The sequence below is a fragment of the Singulisphaera chitinilytica genome (assembly GCF_049331405.1).
Lineage (GTDB): Bacteria > Planctomycetota > Planctomycetia > Isosphaerales > Isosphaeraceae > PoT.
In genome coordinates this window covers 1,299,754-1,322,415 of the sequence record NZ_CP186274.1, presented here as the reverse complement: position 1 = coordinate 1,322,415, position 22,662 = coordinate 1,299,754, and the positions used below count along the sequence as shown (strand labels likewise).

Genomic DNA, 22,662 nt, shown 5'->3' with positions numbered 1-22,662 from the left:
GTGGGATGAGGTCCTTCAGGACGACACGGCGGCTCGGGCCGGCGGATCGGTGGGAGGGCACTGCACGCAAGGGCGCACTAGGCAAGCCCCTCGGGGCCAGCCCGGGCCTTGACCGCCTGGCGGATCGAGCCGCGCAATGTCATCGTCCTGATCATGCGATGCTCCGGTGGGGGGGCCCGGGCGAGGCCGCGGCCCGAGCGGTGATGGGCACGTCGCGAACGCTCGCTACCAAGTGAATTCGGGCGACGGGGTCAATTATTGTGGATGAGAGGCGGAAATTCTGGCGGGCGAAACGGGGAGGGTCGCGGGGCCAGGGAGCGGGAGTTCGGGCGGGAAACAAGGCCGGCGCACGCCGAAACGACGTACGCCTTCCCAAGTTTTCAAATCTTCAATTTCTTTTATCTGTAATTTATCCGACGTTCAACCCAAGGCTCAATGGGCGGGCACGTACGAGAAGCCGTCGGCCTGCTTGTTGATGAGGACGGTCAGCGCGGCGGCGGCGACCTTGACGCCGTCGACGACCTCGGTCGGCTCATACTCCTTGTAGGCGAGGGCCTGGCCGCAGACGTAGACCTCGACCCCGGCCTCGCGCAAGGCGGCGATCAGGGGGAGATTAGGGTTCTCGCTCGTGGCGAATTTCTCGTTGTAGACGTCCCGCTTCAGTACCGACTTCGTCGCCTCCCCGTGCAGGACGACGGCGATCGTCACGTCGGCGGCCTTCAGGCCGAACGCGCCGTAGAGGTTGAGCAGGCGGGCGACCCGCTCGAGCCCCTTGTTGACGACGGCGGGCTTGGCGTCGGCGGTGATGTCGAAGACGACCTTCGCCCCCTTGCGAGGCGGCTCGGCCGCATTCGGCACCGGCACGACGCCCCCGAACTTCGGGATGATCGGGAAGGCCATCGACTTCCCGGCCGGCGTCTGCGCCGAGACGACCCCGACCAGGCACAACACCACCGCCGCACTCCCAATGGCTCGTTGCATCGCTAACCCTCGCACTCATGGAGACGAACGCCACGCAAGGCGGCGGGGACTTCGCATTATAGTCGCCGCGCGGCGAGGGAACGAGGCCGGGCTCACCCATCCAAATTCGCACGCACGACCATTCCAAATCCTCAAAACATGATCCCAAGCCAATGGAACCAAGCGGCTGATTCCACCCCGTCGAGGCCGGCGTCGGGATCGGGTATCCTTTCGGGCCTTGGGATGGCCGAGAGACCTGAGCTGACGTGTCGAGTGGGAGGGGATGTCGATGAAGATTCGCCGGATCGCGGCCTACCGCGTCGAGTTGCCGCTGTTCGAGGGGAGTTACAAGTGGTCGGGAGGCAAGTCGGTCGACGTCTTCGACAGCACGATCGTGGCCGTCGAGGGGGATGACGGGACGGTCGGCTATGGCGAGGTCTGCCCGCTCGGCCCGTTCTATCTCCCGGCCTATGCAGGCGGCGTCCGCGCCGGGATCGCCGAGCTGGGTCCGCATCTGATCGGCGAGGACCCGACGGAACTGAACCGCCTGAACCGCCGGATGGACGCCGCACTCAAGGGGCACCCCTACGTCAAGTCGGGCATCGACATCGCCTGCTGGGACCTGCTGGGCAAGGTCGCGGGGCTCCCGGTCTGCAAGCTCCTGGGGGGCCGCTACGGCGACGACTTCCCGCTCTACCGCGCGATCTCGCAGCAGAGCCCCGAGGAGATGGCAGGCAAGGTCGCCGGGTATCGCGCCGAGGGGTATCGCAAGTTCCAGCTCAAGGTCGGCAGCGACCCGGATACCGACATCCTCCGCATCAAGGCCGTGGCCGACGTGCTCGAGCCGGGCGACCTGCTCATCGCCGACGCGAACACGGGGTGGCTGATGCACCAGGCCGCACGCGTGGTCCGGGGAGTCCGCGACGTCGACGTCTACATCGAGCAGCCTTGCCTGAGCTACGACGAATGCCTCACGATCCGCCGAAGGACCGACCACCCGTTCGTGCTCGACGAGTCGATCGACGGCATGGACGTCCTGCTCCGCGGCCACGCCGACGGGGCTCTCGACGTGGTGAACCTCAAGATCAGCAAGTTCGGCGGCCTGACGAAGACGAAGCAGGCGCGCGACCTCTGCGTCTCGCTCGGGATCGCCATGACGATCGAGGATAGCTGGGGCGGCGACGTAACGACCGCGGCGATCGCCCACCTCGCCCACAGCACGCCCCCCGAATTCCTCTTCACCTCGACCGACTTCAACAGCTACGTAACCGTCAGCACCGCCGAGGGCGCCCCCCAACGCCGCGAAGGCCGGATGGCCGCGAGCCTCGAGCCGGGCCTGGGGATCAGGCCGAGGTTCGACGTGCTGGGCGAGCCCCTCGTCGACATCCGTTGACCCGAGCCCCGATCAGCCGGCAGGCCGGGCGACGGCCTTCTCCAACTCGGCCTCGATCTTTTGCGCCTCGCGCCTGGCCTCGTCGAGCGGCACGCCCCGGTTCATCCCTGGGCGTTTGTGGCCGGTCTCGGTGAGCCAGGCATCCTTGAGGAGACGCTGACGGCGCTGGACGAGCTTGAGGACCTCGGTCCCGCCCGGATCCGCCGCGAGGACGCGTTCGGCCGAGGTCTCGTCGCCGAGCTTGCCGGTGGGGAATCCCCAGTGCGCCAGGACCGCCCTGGCGATCAGCCAGTGCCCCGCGCCGTTGATGTGGACCCCGTCGGCGGCCAGGTGATACTTCGGGTCGCGGCTCCTGCCCCGCTCCAGGAACCGGGTCATCGGGCCGTGGACGTCGACCACCTCCCAGCCGTTGGCCCGCTGCGAGAGGAGCCAGTCGGACGCCTGCTTGAGGAACTCGTCGTAGCCCTCATACGGCTGCGTGTAGGCCGGGAGCCCCGCGGGCAGGGTCTTGGATCGGATCGGCCCCGGGTCGAAGACCGGCGGGGTGACGTGCACGACCATCGCCCCGCAGGCCGAGGCCTTCTCGCGCAGGTGCTTGATGCCGGCCTCGAACTTCCCGAGGCGATCGGCGTTGGGCGGATAATACATCCCGCAGTTCATCCCGTAGCAGGCGACGACCAGGTCGGGCTTGACCTTGTCGAGCACCCGGTCGAGCCGCTCGGAGAGCACCGGCCTGGGGAAGGCTCCCCCGGCGTGCCCGGGCTCGGAGAGGCCCGAGACCGTCTCGCTCGGCAACCCGAGGTTCAAGACCTCGGCATGGAACCCGGGGACGTGGAGCCGCAGGTAGGCCTCGACGTACTCGACCCACTGCCCCGCGTACGTGTTGCTGTCCCCGAGGAAGAGGATGCGGCGGTATTTGGCGAGGTCGGCGGGGTCCGCCCCCCGCGCCGAAGGGGCCCCGACGAGCCCGCACAAGAGAACCCCGCTCAAGAGGCAAAGGAACCGGCGCATGTCTGACGTCCCCCAACGGCGGCCTTGACGACGATCCGAGCCGCGTCGCGAACCCAAGACGCCCCGCGGCCGGACCAGTCTCCGCCATCGCCGGCCCCTCCGCAACGAGGTCGAGCCATCGAACTCGCTCCGCGCAGGCCCGGACGAAGCCTGTGCGCCCCGGGGATGAACGCCGGCCCGTGAACGTCGAAACGGATGGGGGGAAGGATCGAAGAGGGCCGAGGGGGGAATTGGCAGAATCGAGCCCGCCGCTCCCCCAAGCGGGGGGAACGGCGGCGAAGGTCTCGCGGGCTGATCCCGGCTCAGTCTCAGCGCTTGCCGATGGCGACGTAGTCGGTTTCCGTGTTCCCGGTGTAGATCTGCCGGGGGCGGGCGATGCGGCCGGCCTGGTCGTCGTACTGCTCTTTCCAGTGGGCGATCCAGCCGGGCATGCGGCCGATCGCGAAGATGACCGTGAACATGTTGGTCGGGATGCCCATCGCCCGCATGATGATCCCGCTGTAGAAGTCGACGTTGGGGTAGAGCTTCCGCTCGACGAAGTACGGGTCTTCCAGGGCGATCTGCTCGAGTCGGCGGGCGACGTCGAGGAGCGGGTCCTTCACCCCGAGGCTGCCGAGCACCTCGTCGGCCGCCTTCTTGAGGATCACGGCGCGGGGGTCGAAGTTCTTGTAGACGCGGTGCCCGAAGCCCATCAGGCGGAACCCGCTCGACTTGTCCTTGGCCTGGGCGAGCGCCTGCTCGGCCGAGATCCCGCCGCGGTGGATGGACTCGAGCATCTCGAGCACGGCCACGTTCGCCCCGCCGTGGAGCGGCCCCCAGAGGGCGCTGACGCCCGCCGCGCACGAGGCGAAGAGGTTCGCCTTGCTGGAGCCGACGACCCGCACCGTCGACGTCGAGCAGTTCTGCTCGTGGTCGGCGTGGAGCATCAGGATCAGGTTCAGGGCCTTCACCACCTCGGGGCTGGCGACGTGCTGCTCATAAGGGTTTGAAAACATCATGTGGAGGAAGTTCGCCACATAATGCAGGTGGGGCGCGGGGTAGATGTACGGCAGGCCCATCGACCGGCGGTACGAGTAGGCGGCGATCGTGCGCACCTTGCTGATCAGCCGCGCGGCCTCCTCGAAGAACTCGGCCTCATCGGGCTCGGGAGACTCGGGGTGGAAGCAAGAGAGGGTGTTGATCATCGCCGAGAGCGTGGCCATCGGCGGCGCGTCGACCGGGAACCCCTCGAAGTGGTGCTTGAACGACTCGTGCAGGGGGGCATGGAACCGCAGCCGCTCGCTGAAGGTATCCAACTGCTCCTGGCTCGGCAGCTTCCCGTAGATCAGGAGCCAGGCCGTCTCCGCGAAGTTCGAGTTCTCGGCGAGTTGCTCGATCGGGATCCCACGGTATCGGAGGATCCCCTTGTCGCCGTCGATGTAGGTGATCGCGCTGCGACAGGCGCCCGTGTTGCCGAATCCCGGGTCGAGCGTGATGAGTCCGGTCTTGGCCCGGAGTTGCGAGATGTCGACTCCCAACTCTCCTTCCGAGCCCTCGATCACGGGCAGTTCGATCGTCTGATCGCCGAACGTCAAGGTCGCGGTGCGGGTCATCACTACTCCGGTATGTCTGTCGGAAGGAGGAACGATCGGGACCACGTCTCGATTATAAGGCTCCCCCGCCCCAATACCACCGGGGAGCCTTGAAGCGACGATTCCCGCAACAGGGTCGGATCGGTTCAGGGGGCGGGCGTCAGGAACGCGGGGGGGAGGATGTCGCGGACCGCCTTGATAATCGCATCCTCGGCATTCGGGGCGAGCCGGGCGTGCCTATCATAATAAATCATCGAGTGGTCGACCTCATACCCCCCCTCGTCGAGCATCCGCTTCGAGGCGATGTAGCTGGTCACGTCGTTGCTGTACGCGTTGACCCAGAGGCCCCCCGGCTTGCACTCGCGCTTGAGCCGCAGGGCGTAGTCGGCGACGACCTCGCCGCCGAGGAAGACCATCGCCAAGGAGTCGCCGAAGGTCCAGGTCTGCACCGGGAATTTCAGAGGCGGCGCCGGGTCTTCCCCCCGATCGAGCCGTTCGAGGTGGGTCCTCGCGAAGTAGCCGGGGGCTCCCGTCCCCTTCGCCATCTCGACCAGGGCCTCGCGGGTCCTCGGCGCACCGAGCGGCACGTCGACCCTGGAGAAGCGGGCCTGGATCGTCGCGGGGACCGGGGCGAGGCTCCCCTTCAGGACCTTCTCCACCTCCCCGGCGAGCTCGGCGCCGTGCTGCCTGGCATGCTCGACCTTGCCGCGAGGCTGCGGGTTGGAATCGGCGCCGCAGCCGACCACCACGAGGGCCTTCGCCCCCGGATGGGCGCGCTCGATCTCCTCGCAAGCATACCCGGCCCAGTCGCCCGAGACCTTGGTGAAGTTGCCTTCCAGGGTCGTGCAGTGGCAGGCATACCCGACCAGGACCGCCCGCAGGGCCCCTTCGGGCGACGTGACCCGCAGGACCGGCACGCTGCGGTCGACGGCCCCGTCCGGCATCACGCCGAAGTTGACCCACTTGCCGTCCTTCAGGAGCCGGCGGTTGACCGCGAACTTGGCGTGCCCCTGCCCCCAGTCGAGATGCGACGGCTTCCGGTCCTGCACGGCCGCCAGCGCGACCTTCTCGATCGCGTCGGTGACCTCTTTGGTGTACCGCTCGAGCCTTCCGGCCTGGTCGGCCGGCAAGGGCTCCCCGAGGATGAACGGGATCCCGCCCACGAGCATCGGCGCCGAGTGGGTATGGGTCGAGCAGACGGCGAAGTCCTCGCGCCCCAGCCCGATCTTCGACTTCAGCCGGCCGGCGACCTCGTCGACGATCTTGGCCGGGACCGCGCAGTTGTCGACGGTCACCAGCACCACCCTGGCCCGATCCCCGCCGATCGCCAGGGCCTTGGCCTTGAGCCGGCTCTCGACCCCTTGCGCCTCGACCTTGCGACTCTCATAGCCGCTCATCCGGGTCGGATAGTCCGGCGTGATGTCCACCTCGGCCACCCCGACGGGGACCGGCGGCAAGTCCGCCCTCGCCTCGGCGCACGCCAGCACCGCCCCGAAACAGGCCCCGACCCAAGCCCACATGCGCATCCTCATGATGAGTGACCTCTCGACTTCGGGATGATCTCGCGTCTCCTCGGCGTTCGCGACCATATCATCCGGCCCGCCCCTCGGCAACGAGCCAGACGCCCGATCCCCCAGGGATCGTTGGCCCTCGGACTTCGCATCTCTGCCGCCGGCGAGCCCTCGCCCATCAACCCGATCGGACCGATGAGCCTCGCGTTGATGATCCCGCCTTGGAATCACAACAATATAAAATGAGCATATTCTGCAGAATAGCCCCCTGCTCAGGACGATCTCCACCATTGCCTGCGGATGCCTGCGAAAAAGGTGCTGGACTCCCGCCGTCTTGACGATATAGTTTCCTAGGAAACTATATTCGGGAACGAGGACCGGCCGTGTCGAACGCCGAAGGGGTCAGCCCGCTCGATGCCCACCTGGGTTTCTGGCTCAGGTTCGTGTCGAACCACGTCTCGCACGCCTTCAAGCTCAAGGTGGAGGAGCACGGGGTCACGGTGGCCGAGTGGGTCGTCTTGCGGCAGCTCTTCGAGACGGGAGCGACGCCCCCGAGTCGCCTGGCGGAGAACCTCGGTATGACGCGCGGGGCCATCTCCAAGCTGGTGGAGCGCCTGGCCGCGAAGAAATTGGCGGAGCGCAGGGAGGCCGAGGGGGATCGCCGATTCCAGTCGGTCGAGTTGACCGATCATGGCCGGACCCTCGTCCCGACGTTGGCGAAGCTCGCCGACCGGAACGACGCGGAGTTCTTCGGGCATCTCGACCCCGAGCAGCGTGCGGCCTTGCGAGGCCTCCTCGAAGGCATCGTCGGCCGGCTCGGGCTCGAGAATTTACCCGTCGAGTGACGGTACGCTCATCGACGACGACGCGAAAGGACAGGCGACGATGATTCGGGAAATTCAGTTGGGCGTCATGAAGGAATGCAAGGATCTCTCCCTCTCCGGGAAGCTCCCCTTCCCCGAGGTCGTGAGCAGGCTCATGGAGGCGGGCGTCGAACGATACCACGTCGACTTCTCGCGCGACGAGATCACGTACTACCTGCCGAGCGGCGCCTCGGAGGTCTTCCACGCGTCCCATTCGGACGAGGGCGTCTCCATCGCCGACGCCTTCGACGCCCCATCCGTCTCTCGGGCAATCCGCGGCGCCCAGGCGGGCGAGATCGTCTACCCCGAGTTCGCCCGGCGCATCAAGGCCGCCGGCTGCGTGGGCTACTTCGCCCAGCTCTCCGGCCGACGCGTCCTCTACTTCGGCCGCGACGGCGACGCCCACGTCGAGCCCTTCCCCACCGCCGAGCCCTGACCTCCTGCCATGGCGAGGCTCGGCCTCCATCCTCTCGCCAGGGTGATCCGGGCCGCCACCGCGTCGAGATGCCGGGGGCCGACGAAGCACAATCGACAGATCATTTTCTATTATTTTCATGATTTCATCGAACCGGCGAGGTGCGGCCGGCCGCACCTCCCGATACCGTTGCGTGCCGACCCCGGTCGAACTCACCGAGAGATCCGCGGCCTTTCCGACCGATCATCGATCCTGCCCCGAGGAGTCATCGCCGGGCTGGGCCGGTCCTCCGGCCTATTTGGTCGAAGAAACTCCGCGGCGATCGCTTTTTTTGCAGAAATCGCCGGCACAGTTCACGTAGGATAGGGTGACTTAAGTCTCGACACAGGGGGGCGGTGCGCCGAGGGATCTCGACTTCGATTGAAGACGAGGCGAGGCGAATCGAATCGGCGCTCGGCCCCATAGCGGCCTTCCTTGACCGTGGAGGATCCGACAGCAATGCGCCAGGCTCTCCGAATCGCGACCGGATTAGCAATCATCCCGCTGCTGATGACGCAGCAGGCCGCCGCCCAGTGGTCCTACCCCAACGGGTACGGCAACTACGGCTGGGGGGGCTGGGGTTCGCAGGGGGCCGTCGACCCGGCGGGCGGATACATGGCCGGGCTCGGGTCGTATGCCCGCGGCCAGGGGGTCTACGAGGTCGAGGACGCCAAGGCCCAGGCCATCAACCTCGACACCATGCTCAAGTGGAACAAGGCCCTCCGCGCCCGCCAGCGCGCCCTCCATGCCGAGGAAGCCAAGGAGCAGGCCGCCCGCGACGCCCAGCGCGACGCCCGGGTGGAGCAGGCCGAGATCCTCAACGGCTCCACCCTCAACAACCTGCTCTTCCAGATCTACGACTTCGACCCGGGCGTCGCCAAGACCAGCCGGGTCCGGACCCCGATCCCCGCGACCACCATCCGGGACATCCCGTTCGAGTGGGACACCGAGGCCATCTCGATCTGCATCGATCAGATGACCGGCAAGGACTCGCTTCCGACCTCGCTGACCGACGCCTCCTATAACGACGAGCGGCTCGCCCTCGAATCGAGCGTCGACGCCGCGATCAAGGAAGACCTCAAGGGCGAGGTCTCGGCCGACTCCCTCAAGAAGGTCGACGCCGCCATCGCGGCCCTCCGCGCCAAGTTCGTCAAGAACACGGCCGACTTCGACCCGGGCTACTACGACGGCCTCAGCTACTTCAACACCCTCTCGAGCCTGAGCCGCCTGCTCCGCGACGCCAGCTTCAAGAAGATCCTCGCCCAGCTCGAGGACTCGAAGGACCGCACGATCGGCGAGTTGATCGCCTTCATGCAGGCGTACAACCTCCGGTTCGGCCCGGCGACCTCCGACCGCCAGATCCAGATCTACAAGGCCCTCGCCCCGATGCTCGCCCAGGTCGTCCGCGACTACGGCGCCAACCCGCCCGCCCCCCCCGCCCCGGACACCACCGGCGCCCCGCTCCGCTCGGCCGCCAAGGACGCCTTCCAGAAGATGCAGTGGGAGCAGCTCCAGGCCCACTCCCGCGACCGTTGATCCATCTCAGTCTCGCAAGCCGCCAATGAACAATGCCCCGGGAGGCCCAGCCCTCCCGGGGCATTGTTCGTTATCCGATCTGATGAATTCGCCAGCGGCCGGCAGACTCTATTTTGTACCCTCCACATACCTTCTGTCAGTGGCTTCAGTGCATGGCCGAAGACTTGAGGCAACACTCTTCACCACATTTCACGCTACCAAACTTACGTCAGAATTGACGTACGTCAATTCTGACGTACAATCAACGTGTCACCGATCATCGACCCTCGAGGACTTTCGCGATGAAAGCGAATCCAGGTGGCGTCATCGCTCCAGCTAGCGTTTATGGGCGTGACCAACTGATCAGCGAGTTTTGGCAACGCCTCGACCAGCAGTGCATCATCATGAATGCTGAGCGGCGGATAGGTAAAACCAGCGTGCTCCGGAAGATGGCGCACGACAAGGCTGAAGGCTGGTTCCCCACGCTATTGGATCTCGAGAGGTTTCACTCCGCGGAAGAGTTTGCCGTCGGCGTTTATGAGCAGGTGCAGGGTTACCTTAAACTTTGGAAGAAGGCGACAAACGCAGCTCGAAAATTCTACGAAGAGCATGAGTTCGAGCAGATCAAACGGACGAGCGGCCGGCGCCCTTGGAAGGCTTTGCTGACAGCGTCAATTGAGGATCTCGTCGCGCAGAAGCACGAACAGAGGGTGGTATTCTTATGGGACGAGGTCCCATACATGATCGACCACATTCGACAAGCGGATGGTGGGCAGGCGGCTTTGGAGGTGCTGGACTTACTCCGAAGCCTACGTCAGGAGCATCCAACTCTCCGAATGGTCTATACCGGCTCAATCGGACTGCACCATGTGCTGGATGGCATCCGCGATGGGAAGATGTCGAGTGAACCCGTCAACGACATGTATCCGATCGAAGTTCCGCCCCTCGCCGAGGAAGACGCAGTCAAACTAGCGGGAGACCTGATCCGAGGAGAGAACCTCCAGGTCACCAACCTACAAAAAACTGCCGAGGTGATCGCGGAGGAAGCCGATGGCTTTCCCTTCTACATTCACCACATCGTTGCAGGGCTCAGGAAAGACAGGCTCCCGGCCGAGCCAAACAAGGTTCGCGGCCTGGTGCAGCAGCATTTACTCAGCCCAAACGATCCCTGGGATCTCGGGCATTATCGCACCCGCATCCCTGCTTACTACACCAAGGGCAATAACGCCCAGTTGGTCAGCCTGATCCTCGACGCGCTGGCGAGCGTTGAAGAACCGCTTAAAATCGCAGAGTTGCACAGCGCGATCAACGCCGCTTCCGCAGGTTTCGGAGACCGCGACGAGCTCGTACGGGTCCTCCGCCTGATGGAACGCGACCATTACCTGATACGAGACACGGACGGGCGGATTCGGTTCCGCTTCCCACTGATCCGACGGTGGTGGATTCTGGACAGGGGGCTCTGATCCATGTCCGAAAACGACTTCATCTGGCGGTTCACCCCCAGCCGCACGGAGCCGCAGCTACTCGAGGAGATCTTCGTCCAGCGACAGGAAATGCTGGCCGACATCGTCGAACGGATCCGCGAGAGCGCGGACACGGCCAACAAGCATCAGATCCTGTTGATCGGTTCCCGAGGGATCGGCAAGACGCACCTGATCTCACTCTTGCACCACCGCGTCACGCAGGACCCCGCGCTATCAAAAATCGTACGGATCGCCTGGCTTCTCGAGGATGAGACGATCACCTCGTTCGTCCAGCTCCTGAAACGAATCTACGAGCTGCTGGCCGAGGCATACCCAGACGAGTTTCCCTTGGATTGGCTGGAAGATCTCCTTGATTGTTCGCCGGCCAGAATTCTCAAGTCGCTCGAAACGTGCCTGGTCGAGAAGTTTCAGGGCAAGACGCTACTACTTTTCGTCGAAAATCTCGACCTCATCTTCGACGGCATGGGGGATGAAGGTCAGAAGCAGTGGCGATCCTTCCTGCAGACCCACCCATTAACAAGCATCGTCGCCACCTCACAGCGCCTCTTCAAGAGCGTCCGAAATCGCCAGCAACCTTTCTTTGGTTTCTTCACGACAGACCACCTAAAACCGCTCCAAACCTTGGACGCCGTCGATCTCCTGCGACGGATCGCCCGTCACCGACAGCAAGCCGACCTGCTCGCATTCCTTGAGACCCCAGAGGGGCGTTCGCGTGTTCGCGCGATTCACCACCTCGCGGGGGGCAATCACCGGATCTACATCGTTCTATCCGGCTTCATCACACGTGATTCGCTCGATGAGCTCGCCGGTCCATTCGAGAAGATGGCCGACGAGTTGACGCCCTATTATCAGGAACGGATGCGCTGGCTCTCGCCCCAGCAAAGGCAGATCGTCGAGTACCTCTGCTCGCGCGATGAGACCTGCACGCCCAAGGAGATTGCCCGACATTTACTCGCAACCGAGAACACCGTCGGTGGCCAGCTCAAGAAGCTTGCCGAGTTGGGCTACGTCCTCCGGAGTCCGCGCGGCCGCGAGACTCGCTACGAGTTAGCCGAGCCCCTGATGCGCCTGGCAAGCGAGGTCAAGGAAAAGCGCCGCAAACCACTCCGGCTGCTCGTCAACTTCCTTCGCGTCTGGTATCGCCCTGAGGTCTTGCCACGACTGCTTGATAGGGCGAGCACCCCTTCACTACGCATGCACCTCCAAGCCGCCATATCAATATCCAATTCCACTCCTGACCCTCACTTGAAAGTTCTCGAGGAAGAGATCGCGAACGCCAAGGAAGGAAACAGGCTTGATCTCTTGTACCAGGTTCTTGAGGAGCGAGCTCACGCTCGTGGTACAGCCTTGGACTGGCATGAACTTGGATATTGTCACAACGCACTCGAAAACTTCGGTGAAGCGGTCATCAGCTTTGAAAAGGCCATCGAGATCGATCCTAATAACGCCTCCCCTTGGGTCAGCAAGGGCGATGCGCTCGCCGGCCTCGGCAGGCACGAGGACGCGATCCTGTGCTTCGACAAGGCCATCGAGATCGACCCTAATGACGACTCCGCTTGGGCCAGCAAGGGCGATGCGCTCGCCGGCCTCGGCAGGCGCGAGGACGCGATCCTGTGCTTCGACAAGGCCATCGAGATCGACCCTAATTACGCCTTCCCTTGGAGCGGCAAGGGCCGCGCTCTCGCCGACCTCGGCAGGCGCGAGGACGCGATCCTGTGCTTCGACAAGGCCATCGAATTAGGCCCAAATTACGCCTTCCCTTGGAGCGGCAAGGGCCGCGCTCTCGCCGACCTCGGCAGGCGCGAGGACGCGATCCTGTGCTTCGACAAGGCCATCGAATTAGGCCCCAATTACGCCTCCCCTTGGGTCGGCAAGTGCCGCGCTCTCGCCGGCCTCGGCAGGCGCGAGGACGCGATCCTGTGCTTCGACAAGGCCATCGAGATCGACCCTAATGACGACTTCGCTTGGGTCAGCAAGGGCAATGCGCTCGCCGACCTCGGCAGGCGCGAGGACGCGATCCTGTGCTTCGACAAGGCCATCGAGATCGATCCTAATGACGACTTCGCTTGGGTCAGCAAGGGCCGCGCTCTCGCCGACCTCGGCAGGCGCGAGGACGCGATCCTGTGCTTCGACAAGGCCATCGAGATCGATCCTAATGACGACTTCGCTTGGGTCAGCAAGGGCCGCGCTCTCGCCGACCTCGGCAGGCGCGAGGACGCGATCCTGTGCTTCGACAAGGCCATCGAGATCGATCCTAATGACGACTTCGCTTGGGTCAGCAAGGGCCGCGCTCTCGCCGGCCTCGGCAGGCGCGAGGACGCGATCCTGTGCTTCGACAAGGCCATCGAGATCGACCCTAATTACGACTCCGCTTGGAGCAGCAAGGGCCATGTACTCTCCGACCTCGGCAGGCGCGAGGACGCGATCCTGTGCTTCGACAAGGCCATCGAGATCGACCCTAATGACGACTTCGCTTGGGTCAGCAAGGGCAATGCGCTCGCCGGCCTCGGCAGGCGCGAGGACGCGATCCTGTGCTTCGACAAGGCCATCGAGATCGACCCTAATTACGCCTTCCCTTGGAGCGGCAAGGGCCGCGCTCTCGCCGACCTCGGCAGGCGCGAGGACGCGATCCTGTGCTTCGACAAGGCCATCGAATTAGGCCCAAATTACGCCTTCCCTTGGAGCGGCAAGGGCCGCGCTCTCGCCGACCTCGGCAGGCGCGAGGACGCGATCCTGTGCTTCGACAAGGCCATCGAGATCGACCCTAATGACGACTTCGCTTGGGTCAGCAAGGGCAATGCGCTCGCCGGCCTCGGCAGGCGCGAGGACGCGATCCTGTGCTTCGACAAGGCCATCGAATTAGGCCCAAATAACGCCTTCGCTTGGAGCGGCAAGGGCCATGTACTCTCCGACCTCGGCAGGCGCGAGGACGCGATCCTGTGCTTCGACAAGGCCATCGAGACCAATCCGGGAGGCGATTACGCGTGGTTAATCAAGAGCGATGTGCTCGAGGATCTCGGACGCCGCGAGGAGGCGATCGAGTGCCTCGATCAGGCTCTCAAGATTGACCCGCAACACGCCTACGCGTGGTTCAACAAGGCTAGAATACTCGCCAAGCTTGGACAGCATGAGGCGGCATGCGAATGCCATGAGAAAACTTTGAAGTTTGCCTCAACAAAACAAGAGTGGTGCTTCCTGGGTTGCTGCTCCAGGTTCGCCATGCGGGGATGGGAAGCCGGCTTTGAGGCTTTGCGTAACTCCTTCGGACGTTATCCGCGAGATACAAGGCATAACGTCGGGGCCATCATCATCCAAATCCTGGAACTAAGTGAGAGAGAGGATCTTCGACAGCATCTCGCTGAGTTGATCGCCATCTACAAGGAGGCAGGAGTTCTGTCGCACCTTGGTGACGGGCTCGTCAGGAGCCTTCATATCGAACCCGGTCAGGTTGATGGTGAGGTGCTAGCGTGTTGGCGAGAGGCCTGGCTCGATCTTGGTGCCGGCTATGCGGAACTGGAGGTCCCACTCCGGATGTTCGGGGTGGGTATCGAATATCTTATTCATGGAGATAAGAAGATCTTGCTCGACCTCGTGAGTGTCGAACGCAAGGTTCTTCAGCAAGCGCTCGGGCTCGATCCAAACGAAAATGACGAGTAGTCCCTACTTGGGACACATTTCAGCTAGGGGATCTTTATCGCAGTCTTCGCCATATATTTTGAGATTCACACCGTCAAAAACCTACACCGAATTACAGGCTGACGCAACGAGAGGCCTGGCGAGAGATCGTCAGGGGGCCTTCGGTTCGGCCCGGTCCGCCCGGGCCTTCCTGCGGGCGAGCCAGCCGGCGGCGACGAGGCTCAAAACCGTGGTGAGGGCGGGCTCGGGGACTTGCACCTCGGTCAGGGACTGGATCCGGCCGGCCAGGTACATCTTGGTCTGGGGGGTGGTCGGATCCTGGGTCACGAGGAGCTGGGCGATCGGGAAATCGGAGAGGTTCACGCTGCCGGGCAGGGCCAGCGAATGCAGGACGGCCGAGGTCGGGTTGCTCAGCGTGAGCGAGACCGAGCGCTCGGGGCTGCCGACATTCCCGTTCGAGAAGTTGAGCCGGCTCATCGGCGAGGACGGGTAGCCGTATTGCCCGGCGAAGTCGATCTGGCTCACCGCGACCTCGATGCCCCCGGGGCTCGACCAGGCCGGCTGGCCCGCCACGGAGAGGGACAGCCCCGAGGCGTCAGCCTTCCCGCCAAAGGGCTCGGAGTAGCCGGAAAAGTACTGGTTGGATCCCTCGATCGAGATCCAGGGGGCGGCGAGGTCCTTGTCGTACGAGAACGTGCCGGTGAACGGCGTGCCGACGGCGACGCCGCTCGATGGGTCGGCCGACGTGATCACGCCCTGGTACTGATACTCGACGATGGACCCTCGAGCGGCCGGGCTGACGAAGACTGCGATGCAGGCGGCCAGCACCAGCGGCACCAGCCGCCTCGCAGGGCGGGCGCCGTTGGCGAATGTCGGTCGATGATGAGTTCGCTGTCCTTGCATGACTTGCATCGCAACTCCTGGCGACGTAGGCCCACTCTCGAGGCATTCCGTCGTCATAATCGGCAATCGCGATACAATCGCTTCGTCTTTCCTGTCGAATTTTTCCGCACCAGGAGTTACGAGGTCCTGTCAGGCCGTGCCGTGCCGGAGGGAGGAGTCCACCCCGGGCGCAGCATCGTCCGGGCCGACGCGCCAATTCGCTGACGTAGCCCATCGACGAAGACACCTCGGCGGACTCCGTGAAGGAGACCTCCGAGGTGTCGCGGGAAATCGACGGCGCATGTCCTCATCGCAACACGACGCAAGGCTCGAGTGGGCGTGAACGCCCGGCAACCGCGGCGACACTCCTGTAGGTCTTTACCGGGGTCCAGTCCGTCCCCTCGCTTTTCATCGAGCCGAGGCCGGCCGCGTTTCCCATTTGGCTCTCGCCGAGTCAGCGGACGAGGCCTTAAACCCGACTGAGCGTCAGGCCTTGAATGACGGCATAGCCCGCCAGGCCTGCGCCGGTGACTTGCTGAAGTCGGAGCTGGAGCTGGCCGTTGCTCACCGTCACCCGGTACGACGGCGTGACGATCTGGCCGGCCGCCGTGGCGATCGTGCCGACCTGGGTCCCCTGGAGGAAGACATTGGCCTTATGGGCGAAATTCCCCACGTCACCCATCGTGAGGCTCAAGAGATAGGTCCCGTTGGGCACGTCGACGTAGAAGGTCGCGTCCTGGGTGTAGAACTCGTCGCGGGTCAGGTCGGTACCCATGCCCGCGCCCTGGTCCAGGGTGCCGGTCACGCTCGTGTTCGAAGCGGCGTTCCAACCGTATCCCAGCGATGAAGAATACCCCGTATAACCCTCGCCGCCATATCCGGCCGCGATCGGAGAGCCCGACGGCCCGAAGTCGAACTGGATCGCCTGGGCCGGGCTGATGGTGAGGCCCTGGATCACGGCATAGCCCGCGAGTCCCGAGCCCGTCACCTCCTGGAGCCGGAGCTGGAGCTGGCCGTTGCTCACCTTGGCGAGGAATGTCGGCGTGACGATCTGGCCGGCCGCCGTGGTGATCGTGCTGACCTGCGTCCCCTGGAGATAGACGTTGGCACCGTGCGCGAAGTTCCCCACGTCGCCCATCGTCAAATTGAGGTAATAGGTCCCGTTGGGCAGATCAACGTAGAAGGTCGCGTCCTGGGTATAGAACTCGTCGCGGGTCAGGTCGGTACCCATGCTCGCGCCCTGGTCCAGCGTACCCGTCACGCTCGTGACCGTTGCGGGATTCCAGCCGTACCCGATCGCGGGGGAATACCCGGTGAAGTCCTCGCCGATGTATCCTGCCGCCACCGGAGAGCTCGACGGCCCGAAGTCGAACCGCATCATCTGGGCAGGGATGATGGTGAGGCCCTGGATCACGGCGTAGCCCGCGAGACCGGGTCCCGTCACCTCCTGGAGCCGGAGCTGGAGCTGGCCGTTGGTCACGGTGACGAGGAATGTCGGGGCGATGATCTGGCCCCCGGTGGTGGCGATCGTGCTGACCTGAGATCCCTGGAAGTAGACGTTCGCTTCGTGCGCGAAGTTCCCCACATCACCCATCGTCAAGGTCACGTTGTAACTGCCGTTAGGCAGGTCGACCTTGAAGGTGGCGTCCTGAGTATAGAACTCATCGCGAGTCAGGTCGGTCCCCATGCCCGCGCCTTGGTCGAGGGTATTGGTGACACTCGTGGGCGAAGCCGCGTTCCAGCCGTATCCGATCGTGGGGGAATATCCCGTGAAGTCCTCGCCGATGTATCCCGCCGCCACGGGGGAGCTCGACGGCCCGAAGTCGAATTTGTAGATCGCCCCGGTGCTCGGGGGGAGGTTGCTCCAGACCAACGGATCCGTGATCGAACCCGGGCCGGTGTAGGGCGTGTTATTGAGCGTGGCGTATTCGATGCCGAACGCCGTGGAGATCGTGGAGCCCGCAGGCTTGCTGTACCAGTTGCCCGCCCCCGTCACCACGATCGCCCGAGGGTCGGGCGCAAGGGTGACTTTCGCCCCTCCGTTCGTGGGGTCGGAAGCGATGTAGCTCGTCCCGTTGCCGGTCCCGATGTTGAACGTGCCCGGGATCGCCCCGCTCAGGCCGTTCAGCCAGGATAGATCCCAGAGGACTTCATTGCTATTGAAAGTCGCCGTCAGATAAGTGCGCCCTTGCGGCGTCTTGGAATAGTTCCCGTAGCCGACCACAAGGCTCCCTCCGTGCAAGGAATCCTTGATCACATTATTGTTGATGGTCATGCCGAAGTCGGGCAGGTAGGTCCAGCCGTTCTGCTCCGCCTCGGCCAGCGACGTCGGCGCATAAGCCGAGGTGCCGCTGAAGCCTTGCGTGTTGGAACCCGACCCGAGGCTGAATCCTTCGTTCCCACCGGTAATATGATTGTTGATGACCTGCGTGCCGAACTGGCTGCCTCCGAGCACGATGCCGGTATAGTGATATCCCGGTGTGATCTGTGTCGGCAAGTTGATCGTATTATTATCGATCGTGAGGTTCACATATCCCCGAGTGATCGAAATCTTATAGGCCGAAGTATTCGTCGACAGGGGGGCGTCGAGCAGATAAACCCCATGGGCCGCATCGATCACCTGGGCGATCCGGACCCAGCTCCCCGCCTTCATGCTCTGGGCACCGCCCGAGGGGGTGGCGTCCCCGGAGATCACGGCCACGACATCCCCCGCCTGGATCGGTCCCCCTCGCTGCTGTGAGAGGCCGCCGATCGGCGGGATCCAGAGCACGTAGCCGTTCTGCAGAACTCGGGAAGCCTGGCCTTCGAACTCGGAGAGATAGGCCGTCTCGGTCAGGATGTTCTCGGGCGCATTGTCGCCGGGGAGGCTCCCCTGCCAATGGACCCCATCCATCACGGTGTTGCCCTTGATGACGTCATTGTAACCGTAGGAATTCAGGAAGAAGGAGCGGGCCATCTGCCCCGATGTCGGGGGGGAGGATAGCGAACCCTGGTTCTCCACGGTGTTCTGCTGGACGTTGATGTCGTGGGTGTAGACGAACCGGAATGCGGCCTGGGCGAACGTGTCGGGCTGGGCGCCCTGATGGTCGTTCCCGGTGATCACCCAGGGACCGCCCTGGAAATCAAGGTATCCCCCCTTGAACACGTTGTTCACGATGGACCCGCTCGATGGCCCCCCGAGGCTCAAGAGCGAGTTCGCCTCTTCATGCCAGATGCCCGGCGCGGCCGTCACCGTATTCTTGATGACCCCGGAGGAGAGGGGCCCGTTGATATGCATATTCTCGATCATCAAGCCCGAGATGGGGACGCTATTCCCCAGCCCGATCACATTCTGGGGTGCCTTCCAGTTCGCACGATTATTCTTGTTCGTCGGGTCGAACTGGATCGTGAATCCGTTCAGGGTGGTGTGCCCGGAATGGATGGTGATCGCGTTGGTCCATGATGCCCCGGTGGGGTCGGAGAACGTCACCGTGACGCCCGGCGCCGCGTTGATCGTGATCGGATTCGGCAGGTCCAACGTCTGGGTCATGACGTAGTTGCCGGCCGTGAGGTAGATGGTGCCGTTCGGATTATTGTTGACGGCGGTCTGCAAGGCGTTGTCCGCGCCCGGGGAGACGTTGACGGCGGTCGTGTTGGTGACCTTGGGCCCCCACAGGCTGGGATCGGTCGTCCCCCCGGCCACAGCCGCGAAGGCGGTCGTCTGCACGTGCGTCGTGGGATCCTCGAAGACGACGCGCAACATCAGATGAGAGCCGCTCTCGTTGCGATCGGGATTGAAGCCGAGGTTGGCGTAAGTCTGGTCGGCCCCCGCGCTGAGGGACAAGGCCCACGGGTTCCCCCCCGCGGAGGGATACTGCCAGACGGTCCCCACATCGTCCGAGAGCGAGGCCGAGACGATCTTCGAGTACGACTGCGAGGGTTGGATCAGGTTCAGCCCGCTCAGCAGGATATGGGCCGCGCCGCTCGAATCCTGCCCGTTCCACTGGGCCGTGAGCGGCTGCATCGTCGCAGGCGTCGGATTGGCGCCCCCGCCCGTGGGGTCGATCGCAAGGCTCGCTGTGTAGGTGCCGAACGTCGCCCCCGCCGGGGCGTTGGGATTGGCGGGGTTAGGGCTCACGTCCGTGTACCCGTTCGCCTCGCCGTCGAAGTAGGTCACCTGCACGTGGAGGGCCTGCCCGGCCAACCCCGTGACCGGTTGGGACACCCCATTCACCATCGCGATGGGGCTGAGATACAGGTCGGCCGAGTCCGTGTGCTTCGTGGCGTCGTACGAACTCGGATCGACGAAGACCTCGGCATTGTTGAAGCCCTGGGCATTGAGCCCGGATTGCCAGTAGACCGTCTGCCCGCCCGTCGTGACGCCCCAGACGAGGACCGAATCCAGCTGGGAATTGAAGAAGTTCTGGCCATAACTTGAATTGGGATACGCCGAGAGATTGGTCAGGTGGAAGTGGAGGTCGGCGAATCCATCCGGGCCGACGGAGGGTCCCGGCCCGACCCAATCGCCATTCTGACCCACCCATGTGACGCCCAGCTCGCTGCCCGCGACCCGCAGGTTGGGGGTCGATTTCAGGGCGGCGGTCGTCGACGGGGTCGAGAATGGGGCTCCCGTGTCGTGGATCCCATTGGAATAGATGATGGTGAACGTGTCGAAGACCAGATTGGTCTGATTCAAGGGCGATTCGCAATCCGTATACAGGTCGGCCGTCGAGGTGGTGTCCGTTGCTCGAATGAGTTGCGCATTCCCGCTATTATCATCCTTGAAGACGGCGCCATGGCCTCCGCCGCGCGGCACCAGGTCGATTTCCTGGATGTGATAGGGCAGCAAGCCCGTCAGCCCTATATGAATATCCTGATAGCCATTGCTGCCGATGGCATTAGCGCTGGTATAGTCCTTCCCGTCATTCTGGCCATACCATACCGCAGCCTCGCTCAGCAGGCGACGGCATTCCAACGACGATACCGAAGGCACCAGGCCCCGCTTTCTGCGGCTGTCCTTGCGATTCCTCATCGAGGTAGGCTCCTCAAGCGGTGTGGAATGGGCGCGAGGTCGCGACCCGAGGTTCGCGACCTCGAGAGGGACTTGGAAAACGACGGCGAATATCGCGAGCGAGCGGCCGTGCGAAACGACGAACTCATACCGTGCGCCGGCATTCCGAGCGGGCGCAAGAAGGCCCTCGCACAGCCCCCGACGCGCAGCCGCTCGGCCCTATCAGGATCGGCCAGACGTTATCGATGAGGCCCGGGCGCAGTCGATCCTTCGGGATCCTCTCGCTGGAGCACGACCATCGGCCCACGATCGAGGATCTTCAAAAAGCCCACACATTTTGAAAATGGGGACTTCTCTCCTGCCCCTGCCAGATGCTCGCGATCTTCGAGCCGCGATCTTGACTCACCGAGTCAGTTGAGCAAAAGATAAGCTTGGCTTCTTAAGATTGCAATCTCTTTTCTTAAACTTTCTTAAGCCAAGATTATCCCACAGATGCTCCCATGTTTTCCGCAGGTTGGAATCGATGGGTCCTGGCATTCTCCATGATATATAGCAGCCAAACGGCCATGCCAACCACGATACAGGCTGTGCTTCGTGGGCTCGCACGGCCCCTCTGATGATTCGAGCCTCGGCCTCGTACCTGACCATGCCCTGCCGAAGAAGTCTCGACCCGGCAGCAGCGACAGGCATGTCAGGATCTTACGGAGGCGCAGGCCCTCAACCTGAGCACCTCGGCGGCCTCCCTGAAGGTGACCGCCGAGGTCTCGCGTGAGGGAAATCGAAGGGCCGGTGCCCGACATCGGGCGAGGCGCATGGCCTCATCGCACCTCGATGCAGTGCCCGATGGCACGTGAACGCCCCGCGGCTGCGGCGCCACGCCCGTACACTTGACGCGGATACGTCGGACCCGCCATCAGGGCTGCCGGGCGGGGGGAGGAAGGCCCGGCGATGGGAGAGTGGAGGCGCGATCAGGCTGGATTTGAGGGGTTGTGCCAGCCGCCGCCGAAGAGACGATCGGCTTCCTCGGGACCCCAGGTGTGGGGCTCATACTCGAAGAGCGGGGTCGTGCCGTGGAGGATCGGGGCCACGACCTTCCAGGCGGCCTCGACGTAGTCCTCTCGGGCGAAGAGGCTCTGGTCCCCCTTCATGGCATCGCCGAGGAGCCGTTCGTAGGCGTCCATCTCGTCGCCATGTGGCCGGTGCGAGGCCAGCAATTCGACGGGCCGGCCGACCGACTCGTCGCCGGGCTGGAGCGTCATCGTGCCGATCGCGATGGCGATGTCGGGGCTCAGGCGGAACCGTACGTAGTTCGCCGTGGACGAGATCGTGTGCGAGGACGCCGGCGGCCGCTTGAGGGTGACGAGCACCTCGGCGCAGGTCACGGGCATCTGCTTCCCGGCCCTGATGAAGAAGGGTACCCCATGCCAGCGCCAGGAGTGGACCTCGAGTTTGAGCGAGGCGAACGTCTCGACCTGCGAGCCGGGGGCCACCCCCTTCTCGTCGCGGTAGCCGCGGAACTGGCCGCGGACCACGTTCTGGGGATTGAGCGGCGGGATGGCCTTGATGACCTTCACCTTCTCGTCGCGGACCGACTCGTCGTCGTCCTCGACCGGCGGCTCCATGGCGATGATGGAGAGGATCTGGAAGAGGTGGTTCTGGACCACGTCGCGGATCGCGCCGGCTTCTTCGTAGAAGGCTCCCCTGCCCTCGACGCCGAAGTTCTCGGCCATCGTGATCTGGACGCTCTCGATGTAGTTCCGGTTCCAGATCGGCTCCAGGAACGAGTTGGCGAAGCGGAAGTAGAGCAGGTTCTGGACGGGGCCCTTGCCGAGGTAGTGATCGATCCGGAAGATCGACGACTCGTTGAAGGCGCGGAGGAGCGTCTTGTTAAGCTCGCGGGCCGAGGCGAGGTCGCGGCCGAACGGCTTCTCGACGATGATCCGGGCATCCCTGGCGCAGCCCGACTTCGCGAGCTGGTCGACGACGAGGCCGAAGAGCTTCGGGGGGATCGCCAGGTAATGGGTCGGGTGCTTGGCCTCGCCAAGCTCGCGGCGGAGGGCCTCGAAGGTGGCCGGGTCGGCGTAGTCGCCGTCGATGTAATGCAGCAGCGAGAGGAGCTTCTCGAACGCGGCCGCGTCGATGCCGCCGTGCTGCTCGAGGCTCTCACGGGCCCGCTCCTTGAGGCGGTCGAGGTCCCAGCCGGCCTTGGCCACGCCGATCACCGGCACGTCCAGGTGGCCGCGCTTCACCATGCCCTGGAGGGCCGGGAAGATCTTCTTGTAGGCGAGGTCGCCGGTGGCGCCGAAGAAGACGAGCGCATCCGAAGGGGGCAGGGCCATGTCCTATCGTCTCCTCGAATCGGGTCGAAATTGAGGCAGCGGGAGAGGAGGAG

13 protein-coding genes are annotated in these 22,662 nt (G+C 64.0%); 6 read left to right on the top strand and 7 right to left on the bottom strand.

All coding sequences use genetic code 11. The annotated features are described in order from the left end of the window. Positions 1-432: 432 nt before the first annotated feature. Entirely contained in the window at positions 433-981 is a 549-nt protein-coding gene (locus ACOYYX_RS05145) for a DsrE family protein (protein ID WP_422928863.1), read from the bottom strand. A gap of 268 nt (positions 982-1,249) precedes the next feature. Between ACOYYX_RS05145 and ACOYYX_RS05140 the strand changes: the two genes are divergently transcribed. After that, positions 1,250-2,353, top strand: a complete 1,104-nt coding sequence (locus tag ACOYYX_RS05140; protein WP_422931593.1) for a cis-3-hydroxy-L-proline dehydratase — start codon at positions 1,250-1,252, stop codon at positions 2,351-2,353. A 12-nt stretch (positions 2,354-2,365) separates the two neighbouring features. Here the strand turns inward: ACOYYX_RS05140 and ACOYYX_RS05135 are convergent, their stop codons facing one another. From ACOYYX_RS05135 to ACOYYX_RS05125, 3 genes are all read right to left on the bottom strand, one after another. After that, complete coding sequence (locus ACOYYX_RS05135; RefSeq protein WP_422928862.1) at positions 2,366-3,364, bottom strand: SGNH/GDSL hydrolase family protein; 999 nt, start codon at positions 3,362-3,364, stop codon at positions 2,366-2,368. 308 nt (positions 3,365-3,672) lie between these two features. Then, the gene (locus ACOYYX_RS05130; RefSeq protein WP_422928861.1) at positions 3,673-4,956 is read right to left on the bottom strand and encodes a citrate synthase; all 1,284 of its coding nucleotides are present in this window, start codon (positions 4,954-4,956) and stop codon (positions 3,673-3,675) included. 125 nt (positions 4,957-5,081) lie between these two features. Next, entirely contained in the window at positions 5,082-6,455 is a 1,374-nt protein-coding gene (locus ACOYYX_RS05125) for a neutral/alkaline non-lysosomal ceramidase N-terminal domain-containing protein (RefSeq protein WP_422928860.1), read from the bottom strand. 374 nt (positions 6,456-6,829) lie between these two features. Between ACOYYX_RS05125 and ACOYYX_RS05120 the strand changes: the two genes are divergently transcribed. The 5 genes from ACOYYX_RS05120 (at position 6,830) to ACOYYX_RS05100 (ending at position 14,419) form a co-directional block, all read left to right on the top strand. Then, positions 6,830-7,291 (top strand): MarR family winged helix-turn-helix transcriptional regulator, encoded by a 462-nt coding sequence (locus ACOYYX_RS05120; RefSeq protein WP_422928859.1) that lies wholly within the window; start codon positions 6,830-6,832, stop codon positions 7,289-7,291. A 40-nt stretch (positions 7,292-7,331) separates the two neighbouring features. Continuing rightward, positions 7,332-7,745, top strand: coding sequence for a DUF1398 domain-containing protein (locus tag ACOYYX_RS05115; protein ID WP_422928858.1), 414 nt, complete (start codon positions 7,332-7,334; stop codon positions 7,743-7,745). Positions 7,746-8,222: 477 nt separating this feature from the next. Then, on the top strand, positions 8,223-9,299 hold the full coding sequence (locus ACOYYX_RS05110) for a hypothetical protein (protein ID WP_422928857.1): 1,077 nt from the start codon (positions 8,223-8,225) through the stop codon (positions 9,297-9,299). A gap of 281 nt (positions 9,300-9,580) precedes the next feature. Continuing rightward, positions 9,581-10,741, top strand: a complete 1,161-nt coding sequence (locus ACOYYX_RS05105) for a hypothetical protein (protein ID WP_422928856.1) — start codon at positions 9,581-9,583, stop codon at positions 10,739-10,741. A 201-nt stretch (positions 10,742-10,942) separates the two neighbouring features. Continuing rightward, the gene (locus ACOYYX_RS05100) at positions 10,943-14,419 is read left to right on the top strand and encodes a tetratricopeptide repeat protein (protein ID WP_422928855.1); all 3,477 of its coding nucleotides are present in this window, start codon (positions 10,943-10,945) and stop codon (positions 14,417-14,419) included. A gap of 129 nt (positions 14,420-14,548) precedes the next feature. Here ACOYYX_RS05100 and ACOYYX_RS05095 read toward each other — a convergent pair whose 3' ends face one another. The 3 genes from ACOYYX_RS05095 to zwf all read right to left on the bottom strand — a co-directional run bounded on the left by ACOYYX_RS05095 (position 14,549) and on the right by zwf (position 22,609). After that, a complete protein-coding gene (locus ACOYYX_RS05095) occupies positions 14,549-15,310 on the bottom strand; it encodes a hypothetical protein (protein ID WP_422928854.1) in 762 nt (253 codons plus the stop codon). A 439-nt stretch (positions 15,311-15,749) separates the two neighbouring features. Continuing rightward, positions 15,750-20,291, bottom strand: coding sequence for a hypothetical protein (locus tag ACOYYX_RS05090; RefSeq protein ID WP_422928853.1), 4,542 nt, complete (start codon positions 20,289-20,291; stop codon positions 15,750-15,752). Between the two features lie 947 nt (positions 20,292-21,238). Beyond that, the gene (gene zwf, locus ACOYYX_RS05085) at positions 21,239-22,609 is read right to left on the bottom strand and encodes a glucose-6-phosphate dehydrogenase (RefSeq protein WP_422928852.1); all 1,371 of its coding nucleotides are present in this window, start codon (positions 22,607-22,609) and stop codon (positions 21,239-21,241) included. Positions 22,610-22,662 lie beyond the last annotated feature (53 nt).

What these genes read in the sequence shown, in the direction of transcription:
- zwf (WP_422928852.1), bottom strand. Translation starts at nt 22,609, where the DNA reads ATGGCCCTGCCCCCTTCGGATGCGCTCGTCTTCTTCGGCGCCACCGGC.
- ACOYYX_RS05125 (WP_422928860.1), bottom strand. Translation starts at nt 6,455, where the DNA reads ATGTGGGCTTGGGTCGGGGCCTGTTTCGGGGCGGTGCTGGCGTGCGCC.
- ACOYYX_RS05090 (WP_422928853.1), bottom strand. Translation starts at nt 20,291, where the DNA reads ATGAGGAATCGCAAGGACAGCCGCAGAAAGCGGGGCCTGGTGCCTTCG.
- ACOYYX_RS05130 (WP_422928861.1), bottom strand. Translation starts at nt 4,956, where the DNA reads ATGACCCGCACCGCGACCTTGACGTTCGGCGATCAGACGATCGAACTG.
- ACOYYX_RS05095 (WP_422928854.1), bottom strand. Translation starts at nt 15,310, where the DNA reads ATGCAAGTCATGCAAGGACAGCGAACTCATCATCGACCGACATTCGCC.
- ACOYYX_RS05140 (WP_422931593.1), top strand. Translation starts at nt 1,250, where the DNA reads ATGAAGATTCGCCGGATCGCGGCCTACCGCGTCGAGTTGCCGCTGTTC.
- ACOYYX_RS05115 (WP_422928858.1), top strand. Translation starts at nt 7,332, where the DNA reads ATGATTCGGGAAATTCAGTTGGGCGTCATGAAGGAATGCAAGGATCTC.
- ACOYYX_RS05105 (WP_422928856.1), top strand. Translation starts at nt 9,581, where the DNA reads ATGAAAGCGAATCCAGGTGGCGTCATCGCTCCAGCTAGCGTTTATGGG.
- ACOYYX_RS05135 (WP_422928862.1), bottom strand. Translation starts at nt 3,364, where the DNA reads ATGCGCCGGTTCCTTTGCCTCTTGAGCGGGGTTCTCTTGTGCGGGCTC.
- ACOYYX_RS05145 (WP_422928863.1), bottom strand. Translation starts at nt 981, where the DNA reads ATGCAACGAGCCATTGGGAGTGCGGCGGTGGTGTTGTGCCTGGTCGGG.
- ACOYYX_RS05110 (WP_422928857.1), top strand. Translation starts at nt 8,223, where the DNA reads ATGCGCCAGGCTCTCCGAATCGCGACCGGATTAGCAATCATCCCGCTG.